We start from the raw sequence: 14,751 nt of genomic DNA, 5'->3' as shown, positions 1-14,751 counted from the left end.
TCTGCTGGCGAAATGATGGTTGGTCAGAGCAACTACTTCTGGGCGAGGCCGATCGCCGCGTAGTCGTACATGTTCTGACCGTCGTTGCTGAAGACGTTGGCCAGCGTGTCCGGACGGTACAGCAGGCCCTTGGCCCAGATGCCCGGCAGCGCCGCCGCCTGCTCCATGACCTTCTTGTCGATGTCCACCCAGATCTTGTTCCGGGCGGTCTCGTCGGTCGTCTTGAGGGCCTGGTCGATCATCGCGTCGACCTCGGGGATACGGATACCGAGGTTGGTGTTACCACCGGAGTCGCGGATCACCCGGCTGTCGACGATCTGGCTCAGGAAGCCGAAGCCGTCGTTCCAGTCGGCGCCCCAGCTGTAGACGATCAGGCCGAGCTTGTTCGCCTTCGCGAAGTCCGGCTTGCCGGCGTACAGCTTGGTGTAGTCACCGGTCGGGTAGGGCTTGGTGGTCAGGTTGATGCCGACCCGCTTCAGCGACTGCTGCAGCGTCTCGGCAACGGCCTTCTCCTTGGCCCGGTCGGTGCGGTAGGTGATGTTCATCGCGAAGCCGTTCGGCTGGCCGCACTGCTGCAGTTCCTGCTTGGCCTTGTCGACGTTGCCGTTCTTGTCGGTCTTGAAACCGTAGTCGTCGAACTGCTCCGACCCGGAGACGCCCGGCGGCATCAGGTTCGTCGCGATGTCGCCACCGATCGGACCGCCGTACGCGCGCTGGTAGCCCTCGTGGTCGGCGGCGTACAGCACGGCCTTGCGGCAATGGATGTTGTCCAGCGGCGGGACCTGGCTGTTGATCACGGTCCAGTTCAGCCGCGGCGCCGGCACGTTGTCGGCGTGTGCCTTCAGCTTCGGGTCGGCGAGGATCTTCGCCTGGGTCTCCGGCTGCACACCGGTACCGGCGAGGTCGACGTCCAGGTCACCGGCCAGCAGCCGGTTGTCGATGTCGGTACCCTCGACGTTGTACGCGATGGTGATCTGGTCCGGCAGCGCCTTGCGGCCCGAGTCCGGGTCGGTCGCCGGGTCGTACTGGTCGTTGCGGACCAGGTTGAAGCCGCTGTTCGGGTTGTAGGTGCCGAACTTGTACGGGCCGGTCGCGATCGGGTGTTCCTTGTACTTCGCACCGGTGTCCTTGGCCTGCGGCACCGGGGCCGTCGACGGCAGCTGCGCGAAGTAGTCGAACGACGCGAACGGCTTGTTCAGGTGGAACACGATCGTCTGGTCGTCCGGCGTCTCGATCGCCTTCGCGACACCGGCCAGCGACTTGTCCTTGTAGACGCTGTAGCCCTTCGGGATGTCCAGCAGGAAGTCGTTGAAGTACGTCGGGCCGTTGGGCAGCGTGACCTTGTCCAGCGAGCGCGCGACGGCGTACTTGACGTCCTTCGAGGTGACCGGCGTACCGTCCTCGAACTTCACGCCCTTGCGGATCTTGTAGGTCCACGTCTTGGCGTCGTCACTCGGCACACCCGGCGCCTCGGCCAGGTCCGGCACCGGCTTGGCGCCCTCGGCGCCCGGCTTCGCCGCGAACGTCATCAGCGGCCGGACATAGTTACGCACCAGGTTCCAGGACAGGCCGTAGTAGGTGTCGCCCGGGTCGGTCGAGTCCCATTGCTGGGTGATCGCCATCCGGAGCGTGCCACCCTTCTTGTCGCTCGGGTTGAACACCTTGCCGACCGCTGCGTTGTACTCCGCCGTCGCGCCCCCCTCGGAGGAGGAGCCGCCCGGCTTCGCCTTCGGTCCCCCACAAGCCACCAGGCTGAGGGCGACGGCCGCACTGACGGCGGTCGCCGTCGTGATGCGATTCCATCTCATCTCTTGTAGCACCCCTTTATTAGTGAGAGCCCAGGCTCCCTGGTTGGAGAGAAGTCCTACCGCGACCGCGGGTCGAGTGCGTCGCGCAGCCCGTCGCCGAACAGGTTGAAGGCCAGCACCGTGACGAAGATCGCCAGGCCCGGCGAGATCATGTACCAGGGGTCGACCGAGTACCACTTCGCCGCGATCGACAACATGTCGCCCCAGCTGGCGGTCGGCGGGCGGACACCGACGCCCAGGTACGACAGCCCAGCCTCGAAGAGCACGTTGGTCGGGATCAGCAGCGTCGCGTAGACGAGGATCGGGGCGATCAGGTTCGGCAGCAGCTCGGAGAACAGGATGTACGGGCGTCGCGCGCCCAGGCTCCGGGCCGCGTCGACGAACTCCCGCTCACGCAGCGACAGCGTCTGACCACGGATGATCCGGCCGATGTACGGCCAACTGAAGAACCCGATGATGAACACGATCAGGCCGACCCGCAGCGAGTCACCGCTGAGCCCGAGGATGGAGTCCGGTACGGCGCCGACCAGCGCCAGCGCGAACAGCACCAGCGGGAACGCCAGGAAGATGTCCATCACCCGGCTGATCAGCGTGTCCACCCAGCCACCGAAGTACCCGGCGGTGATGCCCATGACGACACCGATCACCACTGACACCAGCGTGGCCAGGAACGCGATCAGCAGCGAGATCCGGGCGCCGTAGACGATCCGGGCGAAGATGTCGCGGCCGTTCACCGGCTCGACGCCCAGCGGGTGGTCCCAGCTGACGCCGCCGAACTTGCCGATCGGCGTCTGCAGGGACGCATCGACGAGGTCCTGGTGAAAGTCGTTCGGTGTGACGCCGACCAGCTTGCACAGCAGCGGCGCGAAGATCCCGACCAGGATCAAGAGCAGGACGACGAAACCCCCGGCGATCGCGACTTTGTCCCGCTTCAGTCGCATCCAGGAGATCTGCCAGAGCGACCGGCCCTCGATCTTGCCGGCGCCTTCGAGTACCGCCTCCGGCTGTGCCGACGATGATCCCGGCTCGACCTCGAGTGGCGTGCTCACGCGCTGTGTACCCCTGCCTCGGTTCGGGTGAACCGGAACGAAATCCGGTGTGGCTGCGGCCTTAACCTGCCGCCATTACAGCGCGGAGTCAAACGCGGAAAGTGCTGCGTTGCCCGATCGTGATCGTCAGGAAATCGTCCCGGAATGTGGACTTTCCGCAGTAAACCACGGCGTCGCACCGACGGTCGCGGGAGCCTCGCGAACCGTTACTGCCATGGCATTTTTGTGTCAGCCCGAGGTCAGCGGCGTAATCCGGAGAAATACAGGAACGACAGCGGGTCGACGGCCGTCTTCACGTTCTCCACGTCGTTGCTCGCGACCACCGCGAGCCGTCCCTGCCAACTCGGGATCACCGGGGCGTCCCGCGCGATCACTCCCTGTAGTTGCGCGATCAGGTCGTCGCGCTTCAGACCGTTCTGCTCGGTCCGTTGCTGCTGCAGCAGCTTGGTCGCCGCGGCCGAGCGGTACCCGTTGGCCGCGAACGCGCCGTCACTGGCGATGAACGGAGCGAGATAGTCGTCGGCGTCCGGGTACTCCGGCACCCACCCGCCCTGGAACAGGTCGTACGCCCCCGCCTTGGTCCCCACCTGGTACTGCGGCCACTCGGCGCTCCGCAACGTCACCCGGAACAGCCCCGACGCCTCCAGTTGACGCTTCAGCTCGAGTACTTCGGCCTTCGCCCCGGCCCCGTACTGCGTCGGCGTCCAGCCGACCGTCAACGGGACCGGTACGGCGATGTTCGCCTGCTTCAGGATCGCCGCGGCGGCCGCCTTGCTCGGCTGCTTGTACTCGGTCCGGAACGCGTCGACCTGCCCACCGAAACCGGGCGGCACGACCGAGTACAGCGGCGACACATGGTCGCCGTACGCCCGCTTCGCGATCGCCTGGCGGTCGATCAGCTGCGCGACGGCCCGCCGTACGGCCGGATTGCGGGCCAGCAGCGACTTCATCTGGAACGCGAAGAACCGGATCTCCGCGGAGTTGGTCTCGACGACCTGGACCTTGTCGGACTTGCGCAGCTTGTCCAGCAGGCTCGGGCCGAACCCGTGGAACGCGAGGTCCGCCTTGCCGGTGGTGACGGCCTGGTAGAGCGCGGCCGAGTCCTTCATCAGGCTGATCGTGACGCCGTCGTTCTGCGCCGCCCGCGGACCGCGGTATCCGGAGAACTTGGTGAGGGTCACTTCCGACCCCGGCTTGTACGCCGCCAACTGGTACGGCCCACTGCCGACGGCCTCGGTCTTCAGCAGCTTGTTGGCCGGGTACACCTGCTCGTCGACGATCGAGGACGCGGTCGTGGTGAGCAGGTACGGGAGCCGGGCGTCGGGGGTGGTCAGGTTGAACACGGCCGTCAGGTCGTCCGGCGTACTCACGGACTTCACCGACGCGAACAGCGAGGCCGCTCCCCCGGGTGTCTTCAGCCGGACCAGCCGGTCGAAGCTGAACTTCACGTCCGACGAGGTCAACTCGTGCCCGTTCGGGAAGGTCAGGTGCTCCTTCAGGCTGCACGTGTACGTCGTCGGCGAGTCGAACTGGCAGTCGGCCGCGTCCGGCACCGGCGTGGGCTTGTCCGGGAGGATCGTCAGCAGGGTCTGGTACAGGTTCGCCTGGACGGTCCGCGAGCCGACGTCGTACGGACCGGCCGGATCGAGGGACGAGATCGCGTCCGTGGTGGCGAGCCGCAGCATCGCCAGCTTCGGCGTCTGCTCGCCCGGCAGCGGCGCCTTGTCGTCCGGCTGACCGCATGCCGCCAGCGACACGCCCAACGCCCCCACCGCCGCGGCCGCCGATACCCGGCGCACCCACTCGCTCACCGTCTCACCTTTCCCAGCCCGTTACCCCAACAACGCCCCCGAGGGCACCAAGTGACGGTAGCTCCTCAATGGAGCAGAGCGCGCAGAGACTCCGGTGTGAGCGGCTCGAGCGACTTCACCACGAGCCGGCGCGGTGCCTCCGGAACGGTCACCAACTGCGGTACGGCGACCACGTACAGCCCCGCCGCGGTCGCGGCCTGCGTACCGGTCACCGAGTCCTCGATCGCCACGCAGTACGCCGGATCGACGCCCAGCCGCTCCACACCGGTCAGGTACGGCTCCGGGTGCGGCTTGCCGAGCGTCACCTCGTCGCCGGCCACGATCACGTCGAACGGGTCCGGCGGCAGATGCCCGAGCACCGCCTCGATCATCACCCGGTACGACGCGGAGACCAGCGCGCACGGGATCTCCTCCTTGCGCAGCGCCTGGAGCAGCTCCAGCGCCCCCGGCATGAACGTGACCTGCTTGCGCAGCGCCTCGACGACCTCGGAGAACATCCGGTCGGCCAGCTCGTCGGCGGTGATCACGCCTTCCGGGATCCGCGCCAGCCACACCTGGACCGCGTCCCGCAGGTCGCTCCCGATCAAGGTCATGCAGTCCTCGATCGTCCAGGTCGCGCCGAGCTCGGCCATCAGCTCGAGCTGCACCTCCGCCCAGACCGTCTCGGAGTCGACCAACGTCCCGTCCATGTCCCACAACACCGCTTGCAGGGCCGGCAACTACCGCTCCTCTACGTCGTCCACACACCGATCAGGTCTCTTTGCCGTGCCCATTCTCCCTGGTCGCCCCAGATCCGGACATTTCGGGTCCGCGACACGGTTCGCCCGGGGTGAAACCCGACGCACGGCGAGGAGCGAACACGTAGGCTGGCAGTCCGGTCCGGCGAGCGCCGGAGAGTTGGCTACAGAGACGACAGGGGGCCTGCGAGTGGTTGATCTCGCGAACCTGAGGGACCCGGTCGTGATCGCCGCGTTCGAGGGCTGGAACGACGCGGCCGAGGCGGCCACCGGCGCGGTCGACCACCTGATCGACGAGTGGGACGCCGAACTCGTCACGGAGATCGACCCCGAGGACTACTACGACTTCCAGGTGAACCGCCCCCAGGTCGGCCTCGACGACGACGGTGTCCGGCAGCTGACCTGGCCCACCACCCGGGTCTACGTGGCCCGCCCCGAGGACAGCGACCGCGACGTCCTGCTGATCCGCGGCATCGAGCCGAACATGCGCTGGCGGGCGTTCTCCAGCGAGCTGCTGGAGATCGTCGACGAGTCGAACGCGCAGATCGTCGTCGTCCTCGGCGCCCTGCTCGCGGACTCGCCGCACACCCGGCCGATCCCCGTCTCGGCGACCTCGTCGGACCCGGAGCTGACCGCGTCGTGGAGCCTGGAGCCGTCGACATACGAGGGCCCGACCGGGATCACCGGGGTCTTCGCCGACCTCTGCGGCACGCTCGGCGTCCCCTCGGTGAGCATCTGGTCCGCGATCCCGCACTACATCGCCGGCACGCCGTGCCCGAAGGCGTCGCTCGCGCTGCTCGGCAAGATCGAGGCACTGCTCGACGTCGCGATGCCCGAAGGTGACCTGCCCGAGCTGGCCCGCGCCTGGCAGCGTGGCGCCGACGAGCTGAGCGAGGAGGACCCCGAGGTCGCGGAGTACGTGCACTCGCTGGAGGAGCAGCGCGACACCGCCGACCTGCCGGAGGCCACCGGTGAGGCGATCGCCGCCGAGTTCGAGCGCTACCTGAAGCGACGCAACAAGAACCACCCGAGCGACTAGGGCATCTCCCGGTTCGCCGTCGCGATCACGTCGTCGAGGACGCCGCGGGACGTGGTGAGATCGGCGATCATTCGGTCGATCCGCTCCCGCTCGGCGGTCAGTTCGGTGACGAGTTCCGGCGTGGCCCGCTCGTTGGGCCCGCCGTCGGGGTCGCGCATGCAGGGCAGCAGCTGCGCGATCTTCTTGCTGTGCAGCCCGGCCGCGAACAGCTCCTGGATCAGGATCACCCGGTCGACGGCGCGCTCGGCGTACTCGCGCTGCCCGCCGGTCGTCCGTTCCGAGACGAGCAGGCCCTGAACCTCGTAGTACCGCAGGGACCGCACGCTGACCCCGGTCCGCTCCGCGAGCTCACCGATCCGCACCCGACCGACCTCCGGACTTGAACCTGACACTGATGTCAGACTCTACCGTCCAGACATGACGCTCTACGACTACAGCCCGCTCCCGGAACGACCCCGCCTCGACTGGCCCGACGGCAAGCGCGTGGCCTTCTACGTCGGCCTCAACATCGAGCACTTCCTGCCCGACCAGCCGTCCACCAGCATCTGGCCGCTCGACCTCAAGCCCGACGCCCTCAACCAGGGCTGGCGCGAGTACGGCGAACGCGTCGGCATCTGGCGCACCATCGACATCCTCGACCGGTACGGCGTCCGCGCCAGCGCGCTCGTCAACTCACTGGTCGCCGAGCACAACCCGCAGATCATCGAGGCCGGCGTCGCGCGGGACTGGGCCTGGCTGGCGCACGGCAAGACGAACACCACCCTGCACACCGGGTACGAGCCCGACGAGGAACGCCGCGTCCTCACCGACATCACGGAGACCATTGAGAAGGCGACCGGGCAGCGTCCGAAGGGCTGGATGGGCCCCGGGCTCACCGAGACCCACAACACCCCGCAACTGCTGTCCGAGCTCGGCTACAGCTACGTGCTCGACTGGACCAACGACGACCAGCCGTACCGCCTGAACGTCCCCGGCATGCTCAGCGTCCCGTACACCGTCGAGCTCAACGACCTGGGCCTGTTCCTGCGCGGCCTCAGCGGCCCGGACTTCCTCCAGATGGTGAAGGACCAGTACGACGTCCTTCGCGAGGACTCCGCGGAGACCGGGCGGGTGATGGCGCTCGCGCTGCATCCGTTCGTGATCGGGCAGCCGTTCCGGGCGAAGTACCTGAACCTCGCGCTCGAGTACATTGCGGCGCAGCCGGACGTCTGGCTGACCACCAGCGACGCCATCGCGGAGCATTTCGCCCGGCCGTAACCCGACGAGGCGTGGCGCGTTGTTACCGATGGGTTTATTCTCGACCGGACAACTGGGGGGTGACGGCGTGCCGTCACCGGGACCACGGGGAGTAACAGCATGCGCGACGAGCGGGGCGCCAGCTCCATCCCTGCGCTCGCCGTGCTCGTGCTGCTCGGGATCGTCGCCGCGGTCGGGATCTTCGGCAACAAGACGAAACACATCGACGTCGACCTGAGCACGCTGACCGCCTCGACGACTGCCACCACGATCGCTACCGCTCCCCTCGACACCCAGCCGTTCTCCGGGACCGGCGGGCTCGTCGTACACCCGCGTGGCGAGGCCGCACTGTTCAGCGCACCCGACGCGGACGCCGTCGGCAAGATCGGCCCGACCCAGTTCGGGCCGACCTGGCTGCCCGTGGTGGAGCAGACCGACGGGTGGGTCCGGGTCCTGCTCCCGTCCAAGCCGAACCGGTCAACGGGCTGGCTCCAGGACGAGGACCTCGATCGCGCGACCTCGTCGTACCTGATCCGCGTGCACACCAGCTCGCGGACGCTGGAGCTTTTCCTCAACAACAAGAGCCTCGGCTCCTGGAAGGCCGGCGTCGGCGCGACCAAGACGCCGACACCGCCCGGCCGGACGTTCCTGCTCGGCTCGATCATCGACCACAAGCGCTCGGCCTCTCCCGTCGTGCTGCCGTTGGGTGCGCACAGTCCCACTCTGGACACGTTCGGTGGCGGACCTGGTACGGTCGCGATCCACGGCTGGCCGAATCCCCATGTCTTCGGGGCGGCGATCAGCGCCGGCTGCGTCCGGGTGCCGAAGACCGCTCTCGCCCACCTGCAGAAGGTTCCGCTCGGGACGCTCGTCCTGATCGACAGCAAATAAGGAGATCCGATGCGACGACAGTTGACTCCGACCGTGCTGACGGCTGCGGCCGTGGCAGGCGTCGTGACGTTCAGCCTGGTCGCGAGTGCGCCGGTCGGCAACGCGGCGGCCCGGCCGTCCTCGGCGTACGCCGTGAGCGCGGAAGGCCAGGTGCCGATCGCGAAGACGCCGTACGCGGAATCGCTGGACGGAAAGCGGCAGACGACGTCCGCGCTCGAGCTCCCGAAGAACCCGCTGCTCTCGGTCCGGGCCGGTACGGCGACCGCGGGCAACGACTCCGCCTCGGTCGAGCTGTTCGACATCGTGGTCGGTCCGGACATCCTGAACCAGGTGCAGATCCCGCCGGAGCTGAAAGAGCAGTGCAACTCGCTCCCGTCCACCGGCGCGAACGACCTGCCGGTCCCGGACATCGCACTGCCCGACCTCGGCCTGCCGTTGCCCAAGCTCAGCACCAAGGACCTGCCGGTCAAGAACCTGCCCGACCTGTGCAAACTGCTGCTCACGCCGCCGAAGTCGCTGCTGTCCATCGACGCGCTGAACGTCTATTGCTCCGGTGACCAGGGCGGCGTCGACATCGGCGGGCTGACGCTGCTCGGTCAGGCGATCAAGCTGCCGAGCACCAAGCAGGGCGCGTCGCTGCCGTCCAACCCGCTGGCGACCATCACGGTCAACAGTCAGGGCAAGCACTCCGACGGCGCGTTCACGATCACCGGTCTGAGCATCAATCTCGGTGGCGGTGCCGAGACCATCAACCTGGCGTCGGCGACCTGCGCCAAACCGGCCGCGAAGCCGAAGCCCAAGCCGACCCCGCACCCGCAGAACCCGGCCCCCGCGCAGATCGACACCCCGCCGTCGGCGCCGGTCCCGACCCCCGTCAAGACCCACCAGCCCGTCACCGGCTGATCTCCAGTCTGGGGAGGACGGTCGGCCCTCCCCGAACTGTTTGCTAGAGCTTGATACCGAGGAGAGCGTCGACGGCGAGGGCGACCAGGGCGGGCGCCTCGTGGTCGTCACCCTCGGCCTCGGCCCACGCGTCGACAGCCGCCAGCGCGCCCGCGCTGTCCAGGTCGTTCGTGAGTGCCGCCCGTACGGCGTCCACCGCGGCCGAACCGTCCGGTCCCGCGCCGCGACCGATCGCGCCGCGCCAGACGTCCAGCCGCGCCTGCGCGTCGGTCAGGTCGGACTCGGTCCAGAACCAGTCCGTCCGGTAGTGGTGGGTGAGCAGCGCGAGGCGGATCGCCATCGGGTCCACGCCGGCCAGCCGCTCCTTCGACACCAGCACCAGGTTGCCCTTGGACTTCGACATCTTCTCGCCGTCGAGACCGACCATCGCCTGGTGCACGTAAGCGCGCGCGAACGGGTGCTCCCCCGTCGCCACCTGAGCGCCGCTCGCGGACATCTCATGGTGCGGGAAGATCAGGTCCGACCCGCCGCCCTGGACGTCGAACGTCATCCCGAGGTACTTCAGCGCGATCGCCGAGCACTCCACGTGCCACCCCGGGCGGCCGCGTCCGAGCGGTGAGTCCCAGGCCGGTTCACCCGGCCGCTCGTGCCGCCACAGCAGGCTGTCCAGCGGGTCCTGCTTGCCCTCGCGCTCCGGGTCGCCACCGCGCTCGGCGAACAGCTCGTTCATCGTCTCGCGGTCGTAGTTGGACACCCCGCCGAAGGCCGGGTCAGTCTTCACCGCGAAGTACAGATCGCCGTCGACCGAGTAGACGGCGCCCGCGCGCTTCAGGTCCTCGATCGCGTCCGCGACCAGGTCGATCGACTCGACGACGCCGATGTAGTGCTGCGGCGGGATCACCCGGAGTGCGGTCATGTCGTCGCGGAACAGCTGGATCTCCTGCGCCGCGAGATCGGTCCACTCGACGCCGGTCGCGGTCGCGCGCTCGAGCAGCGGGTCGTCGACGTCGGTGATGTTCTGCGTGTACGAGACGTCGTACCCCGCGTCCCGCCAGAGCCGGTTCACCAGGTCGAACGTGACGTACGTCGCCGCGTGCCCCATGTGCGTCGCGTCGTACGGCGTGATGCCGCACACGTACATTCGCGCGGGCCCGTCGGTGTCGCCAGGGGCCGGCGGGACCTCGACCAAGCCGCCGGACGCGGTGTCGTAGAGGCGAAGCCGCCGGGCCGGCCCGGGTACGACCGGGATGTCTGGTTTCGTCCACGCCTGCATGTGTCGGAGCTTATGCCAGTCCGATTTTCAATGACGCGACACGGTTCCATTCCGTGGTCCGGGCTGCGGTGGACAGTGGGGTGAGCTATGCGCCCGATGGCCGGTAGCCTCGCGGGTGATGAGCGCATCAGCAGACTTCAGCCCCGAGTTCCAGGCGTACGGCGCCTGGATCGCCGCCGCTTCGATCCAGCAGCAGGACCTGTTCAACGAGGTCGTCGGGCCCGACTCGCTGCAGGCCGACCTCGACGCCCGCACGCTGACCGGCGAGCGCGGCGTCCTCGGCCGGGTCTCGCTGCTCGGCAGTTTCTCCGAGCTCGACCACACCTGGCTGTGGGGCTGGGCGAACCCGGGCTTCGGCGCGGACGCGCCGGCCGTCGCGCCGACGGCCGGCATCCGCGCGTTCGGCGAACAGCACCGGATCGCCGAGTTCACCACGGACAGCCCGGACCTGAGCGGCTTCCCGCAGCCGGAGCAGGCCGCGATCACGCTGGCGATCACGGCCGGCGCCGTACTCGGCGGTCGTGGTGTCTGGTCGACCGCGATCAACGAGGGCCGCGGACACGTCTACCTGCACGTGGCTGACGAGCAGCTGCCGCGCGCGGGCTTCGACGCGCTCGCGACACCCCGGCTGTTGACGACCGCGGTGAGCGTGTTCCCGGCCGACCACCGGCGAGTGGTCCGCGGCTACTTCCAGCACTTCGGCTTCCAGTTCCAGGAGAACGCCGAGTTCCTCCGGGGTACGGCGCCGAACGGCAGCATCGTGGTCACGTCGTACGACGAGCAAGGTCGGCTCGCCAACGTGAACGTCGAACCGAAGGCCTAGAACGCGGGCCAGGGAATCGCCGGCCAGTCGTCGCTCGGGTACGGGAACGTGCCAGTCTTGAGCAGCGCCGCGCAACGTTCCCTGGTCGCCGTCAATTCGACAGTGGTGATCAGCTCGCAGAGTTGCTGACCGAGCGCACCGGCCAGCTGATCCGCCAACCGCCGTACGTCGTCGAGCAGGTCGGCCGAGATCGGGTCGCCGGCCCAACCCCACAACACCGTGCGGAGCTTGTCGTCGGCGTTGAACGTGACGCCGTGATCCACGCCGTACACCCGGCCGTCGCCCGGGTTCAGCACGTGGCCGCCCTTGCGGTCGGCATTGTTGACCACGGCATCGAATACGGCCATCCGGCGCAACGCGTCATTGTCCGCGTGCACCAACGTCACCGGGTTGTGGCGGCCGTCGAGAGCCTCCAGCACACCGACCCAGCCGGACGGCACGCGGCCCTGCGGGACGATGTCGACCAGCTCGGTCTCCCCCGCCTTGAGCTCGGCCTCGTCGATCCACAGCTGCACCATGCCGACACCGAGCGGACCGTCGCGCAACAGAGTCGGTGGCACGACCGACCACTCGAGCGCCTCCGAGACGACGTACGCCGCGAACTCGCGCTGGGCCAGCGTGCCATCGGGGAAGTCCCACAGCGGGCGCTCCCCCTCGACCGGTTTGTAGACCACCGTCGCGGTCTCGCCGGCCAGGCTCACCGAACCCTGGTAGGTACCGTTCGAGGCGGCCACCAGGCGGCCGTGCAGCGCGAGCTCTCCGAGGGCGAGGAGCTCCGGGTCGACCGTCATTCCGGGAGGTGCCTGCGATAGCCGTTGGCGCGCGGGCAGATGTGGCCGTCGGCGTCGATCGGCCGGCCGCAGAACGGGCAGCTCGGGCGACCGGACGCGACCAATGCGACCGCGCGGCGGGCGAACGACCGCGCCTGCTCCTCGGTGATCCGGACCACGAACACCTCGGCGTCGTCGGACTCCATCGCCGCGGCGACCGGGTCCTCCTCCTCGAGCTCGACCTGCTCACCGGTGACGACCGCGAACACCTCGATCACCACGCGTTCCGCGTCGGCCTCCCAGGCCAGCGTCATGGTGCCGGCCCGGAACTCCTCCTCGATCGGCTGCTCGAGCGGCGCGTTGTCGTCCGACCCGCCCTGCGCGACCGGGTCCCGGTCGAAGCGCCGGGCGACCTCGTCCAGCATCACGTCGAGCCGCTCCGCGAGGGCCATCACCTGTTCCTTCTCACACGCCACCGAGGTCAGCCGATGCCCGGCCCGGGCCTGCAGGAAGAAGGTCCTGGCACCGGGTTCCCCCACGGTGCCGGCGACGAACCGCTCGGGGTCGTCGAAGGAGTGCACAACTCGCGCCATACCTAGACCCTATTACCGTCCACCGACTACCGCGTCCGAGGACTGCTTCTTCGGCTTGGCTTTCGCTGACGGCTTAGGAATCAGGGAGGCCAGCTCGCTGCCGGAGTCGTTCAGCCGGACCAGGAACGGGCGCACCGGGGTGTAGGTGATGATCGTCGTCGACGCGGTGTCCACGACGATCCGCTGGAACGTGTCCAGGTGCTGACCGAGCGCGTCCGCGACGATCGCCTTGATCACGTCGCCGTGCGAGACCGCCACCCAGATCGCGCCGTCTCCGTGGGTCTTGGCGAGCTCGGCGTCGTGTGCGCGCACCGCGTCGACGGCGCGTTGCTGCATGCCGCGCATCGACTCGCCGTTCGGGAAGGTGACCGCTGACGGGTGCTGCTGTACGACGGCCCACAGTGGGTCTTTTGCGAGTGTCGCGATCTTCTGGCCGGTCCAGTCGCCGTACCCGCACTCGGTCAGCCGGCGATCGGTTGCCGGACGCAACTCCGGATGGTGTTTGGCGATCGCGGCCGCGGTCTGCTTGCAGCGCTCCAACGGCGAGGTGACGATCGCGGCCAGCGGCAGCTCGGCGAGCCGGCCCGCGACGGCGGCGGCCTGTTCGATCCCGGTGGCGTCGAGCTTCACGCCGGGCGTCCGCCCGGCCAGCGTTCCGGAGGTGTTCGCGGCACTACGACCGTGGCGGACGAGAATCACGGTGGGCATGGAAGGCACGTTATCCGGTCGGCGCAACCCCTGATGCAATGATGGGTGGCGTGATCGTCGACTGCGGGGTCTACGCCGAGGGGGAACGGCAGGACCTGCCCAAGAATCCCGAGACGGTTGCCCAGGCCATCGACGACGACGGGCAGTGCTTCGGGTGGATCGGTCTGCACGAGCCCTCGGACGCCGAGATGGCGCGGGTACAGCGGCTCTTCGGGTTGCACGACCTCGCAGTTGAGGACGCGCTGCAGTTGCACCAGCGTCCCAAGGTGGAACGCTTCGGCGACACGCTCCTCGTCGTGCTCCGGACCCTCTGGTACGTCGACGAGGGCGACGCCGTCGAGACCGGTCAGGTGACCGTCTTCGTCGGCCCGCGGTACGTCGTGACGGTGCGGCACGGTGAGGGTGGCGAGCTCGCCACGACGCGGCACGAGCTCGAGGAACGCGCGTCGATGCTCGGGCACGGGCCGGCCGCCGTACTGTGGGCGATCTGTGACGAGGTAGTGGACGACTACGAGCACGTCGCCGGGCAGGTCGAGATCGACGTCGACGAGATCGAGTCCTCGGTGTTCTCCCCCGAGCGGACCAGCGACGCGGAGCGGATCTACCGGTTGAAGCGTGAGGTGCTGGAGATGCGCCGGGCGGTCGATCCGCTGCGCGAACCGATGGAGCAGTTCGCGCACGGTATGGCCGGCCTGGCCGCGAAGGCCGGGCCGTTCTTCCGCGACGTGGCCGACCACCTCAGCCGGGTCTCCGACCAGACCGAGGCGATCGACACACTGCTGTCCTCAGCACTCAACGCGCATCTCGCGCGCGTGTCGGTGCAGCAGAACGACGACATGCGGAAGATCTCGGCGTGGGTCGCGATCGCCGCCGTGCCGACGATGCTGGCCGGCATCTACGGGATGAACTTCGACAACATGCCCGAGCTCCGCTGGCATTTCGGCTACTACGCGATCCTGCTGGTGATGGCGCTGGTCTGCGTCACCATGTACCGCTTCTTCCGCAAGGTCGGCTGGCTCTAGGTCGCGCCCCCGCCTCGTTTGAGGGGCCGACCCCTCAAACGGTGGGTGAGCACCTGGTATTTCGGGTACGCACCCCACCGGATCGGGG

General features: G+C 68.4%; 15 protein-coding genes. 6 read left to right on the top strand and 9 right to left on the bottom strand.

The window, feature by feature from the left end; all coding sequences use genetic code 11:
- Positions 1 to 32 precede the first annotated feature (32 nt).
- The 4 genes from ACWGID_RS19875 to ACWGID_RS19860 all read right to left on the bottom strand — a co-directional run bounded on the left by ACWGID_RS19875 (position 33) and on the right by ACWGID_RS19860 (position 5,387).
- Positions 33 to 1,808, bottom strand: a complete 1,776-nt coding sequence (locus ACWGID_RS19875; RefSeq protein ID WP_452198499.1) for an ABC transporter substrate-binding protein — start codon at positions 1,806 to 1,808, stop codon at positions 33 to 35.
- 56 nt (positions 1,809 to 1,864) lie between these two features.
- On the bottom strand, positions 1,865 to 2,857 hold the full coding sequence (locus ACWGID_RS19870) for an ABC transporter permease (RefSeq protein WP_452198497.1): 993 nt from the start codon (positions 2,855 to 2,857) through the stop codon (positions 1,865 to 1,867).
- A 239-nt stretch (positions 2,858 to 3,096) separates the two neighbouring features.
- Positions 3,097 to 4,668 (bottom strand): ABC transporter substrate-binding protein, encoded by a 1,572-nt coding sequence (locus tag ACWGID_RS19865; protein ID WP_452198495.1) that lies wholly within the window; start codon positions 4,666 to 4,668, stop codon positions 3,097 to 3,099.
- Between the two features lie 65 nt (positions 4,669 to 4,733).
- Positions 4,734 to 5,387 (bottom strand): HAD family hydrolase, encoded by a 654-nt coding sequence (locus tag ACWGID_RS19860; RefSeq protein ID WP_452198493.1) that lies wholly within the window; start codon positions 5,385 to 5,387, stop codon positions 4,734 to 4,736.
- Positions 5,388 to 5,595: 208 nt separating this feature from the next.
- On the opposite strand from ACWGID_RS19860, the gene ACWGID_RS19855 reads away from it, so the two are divergent.
- A complete protein-coding gene (locus ACWGID_RS19855) occupies positions 5,596 to 6,444 on the top strand; it encodes a PAC2 family protein (protein ID WP_452198491.1) in 849 nt (282 codons plus the stop codon).
- On the opposite strand, the gene ACWGID_RS19850 is transcribed toward ACWGID_RS19855, so the two are convergent.
- Positions 6,441 to 6,806, bottom strand: coding sequence for a MerR family transcriptional regulator (locus ACWGID_RS19850; protein WP_452198489.1), 366 nt, complete (start codon positions 6,804 to 6,806; stop codon positions 6,441 to 6,443). The two genes, ACWGID_RS19855 and ACWGID_RS19850, sit on opposite strands and share 4 nt — an antisense overlap.
- A gap of 55 nt (positions 6,807 to 6,861) precedes the next feature.
- Here ACWGID_RS19850 and ACWGID_RS19845 point away from each other — a divergent pair, with 55 nt between their 5' ends.
- The 3 genes from ACWGID_RS19845 (at position 6,862) to ACWGID_RS19835 (ending at position 9,474) form a co-directional block, all read left to right on the top strand.
- Positions 6,862 to 7,701 (top strand): polysaccharide deacetylase family protein, encoded by an 840-nt coding sequence (locus ACWGID_RS19845; protein WP_452198488.1) that lies wholly within the window; start codon positions 6,862 to 6,864, stop codon positions 7,699 to 7,701.
- Between the two features lie 99 nt (positions 7,702 to 7,800).
- The gene (locus ACWGID_RS19840) at positions 7,801 to 8,571 is read left to right on the top strand and encodes a L,D-transpeptidase family protein (RefSeq protein WP_452198486.1); all 771 of its coding nucleotides are present in this window, start codon (positions 7,801 to 7,803) and stop codon (positions 8,569 to 8,571) included.
- A gap of 9 nt (positions 8,572 to 8,580) precedes the next feature.
- A complete protein-coding gene (locus tag ACWGID_RS19835) occupies positions 8,581 to 9,474 on the top strand; it encodes a hypothetical protein (protein WP_452198485.1) in 894 nt (297 codons plus the stop codon).
- 43 nt (positions 9,475 to 9,517) lie between these two features.
- Here ACWGID_RS19835 and mshC read toward each other — a convergent pair whose 3' ends face one another.
- A complete protein-coding gene (gene mshC, locus ACWGID_RS19830) occupies positions 9,518 to 10,747 on the bottom strand; it encodes a cysteine--1-D-myo-inosityl 2-amino-2-deoxy-alpha-D-glucopyranoside ligase (RefSeq protein ID WP_452198483.1) in 1,230 nt (409 codons plus the stop codon).
- Positions 10,748 to 10,865: 118 nt separating this feature from the next.
- Here mshC and ACWGID_RS19825 point away from each other — a divergent pair, with 118 nt between their 5' ends.
- A complete protein-coding gene (locus tag ACWGID_RS19825) occupies positions 10,866 to 11,570 on the top strand; it encodes a DUF6882 domain-containing protein (RefSeq protein WP_452198482.1) in 705 nt (234 codons plus the stop codon).
- Here the strand turns inward: ACWGID_RS19825 and ACWGID_RS19820 are convergent.
- The 3 genes from ACWGID_RS19820 to ACWGID_RS19810 are packed head-to-tail and all read right to left on the bottom strand — an operon-like array spanning position 11,567 to position 13,641.
- A complete protein-coding gene (locus tag ACWGID_RS19820; protein ID WP_452198480.1) occupies positions 11,567 to 12,361 on the bottom strand; it encodes an SCO1664 family protein in 795 nt (264 codons plus the stop codon). The genes ACWGID_RS19825 and ACWGID_RS19820 overlap by 4 nt on opposite strands.
- Positions 12,358 to 12,933 (bottom strand): DUF3090 domain-containing protein, encoded by a 576-nt coding sequence (locus ACWGID_RS19815; protein ID WP_452198479.1) that lies wholly within the window; start codon positions 12,931 to 12,933, stop codon positions 12,358 to 12,360. The genes ACWGID_RS19820 and ACWGID_RS19815 overlap by 4 nt, the downstream gene beginning before the upstream one ends.
- A gap of 12 nt (positions 12,934 to 12,945) precedes the next feature.
- On the bottom strand, positions 12,946 to 13,641 hold the full coding sequence (locus ACWGID_RS19810) for a histidine phosphatase family protein (protein WP_452198477.1): 696 nt from the start codon (positions 13,639 to 13,641) through the stop codon (positions 12,946 to 12,948).
- 41 nt (positions 13,642 to 13,682) lie between these two features.
- Between ACWGID_RS19810 and corA the strand changes: the two genes are divergently transcribed.
- Positions 13,683 to 14,663: a magnesium/cobalt transporter CorA gene (corA, locus tag ACWGID_RS19805; RefSeq protein WP_452198475.1), complete on the top strand. Its 981-nt coding sequence runs from the start codon at positions 13,683 to 13,685 to the stop codon at positions 14,661 to 14,663.
- The last annotated feature ends 88 nt before the right edge of the window (positions 14,664 to 14,751 follow it).

The sequence above is a fragment of the Kribbella sp. NPDC054772 genome, assembly GCF_053611945.1.
Note: the sequence above shows the minus strand (reverse complement) of the source record. Positions and strands in the feature narration are given on the sequence as shown.

Coding starts and splice junctions, on each gene's coding strand:
- mshC (WP_452198483.1), bottom strand. CDS start 10,747: ATGCAGGCGTGGACGAAACCAGACATCCCGGTCGTACCCGGGCCGGCC.
- ACWGID_RS19840 (WP_452198486.1), top strand. CDS start 7,801: ATGCGCGACGAGCGGGGCGCCAGCTCCATCCCTGCGCTCGCCGTGCTC.
- ACWGID_RS19820 (WP_452198480.1), bottom strand. CDS start 12,361: ATGACGGTCGACCCGGAGCTCCTCGCCCTCGGAGAGCTCGCGCTGCAC.
- ACWGID_RS19835 (WP_452198485.1), top strand. CDS start 8,581: ATGCGACGACAGTTGACTCCGACCGTGCTGACGGCTGCGGCCGTGGCA.
- ACWGID_RS19875 (WP_452198499.1), bottom strand. CDS start 1,808: ATGAGATGGAATCGCATCACGACGGCGACCGCCGTCAGTGCGGCCGTC.
- ACWGID_RS19845 (WP_452198488.1), top strand. CDS start 6,862: ATGACGCTCTACGACTACAGCCCGCTCCCGGAACGACCCCGCCTCGAC.
- corA (WP_452198475.1), top strand. CDS start 13,683: ATGGGTGGCGTGATCGTCGACTGCGGGGTCTACGCCGAGGGGGAACGG.
- ACWGID_RS19810 (WP_452198477.1), bottom strand. CDS start 13,641: ATGCCCACCGTGATTCTCGTCCGCCACGGTCGTAGTGCCGCGAACACC.
- ACWGID_RS19825 (WP_452198482.1), top strand. CDS start 10,866: ATGAGCGCATCAGCAGACTTCAGCCCCGAGTTCCAGGCGTACGGCGCC.
- ACWGID_RS19815 (WP_452198479.1), bottom strand. CDS start 12,933: ATGGCGCGAGTTGTGCACTCCTTCGACGACCCCGAGCGGTTCGTCGCC.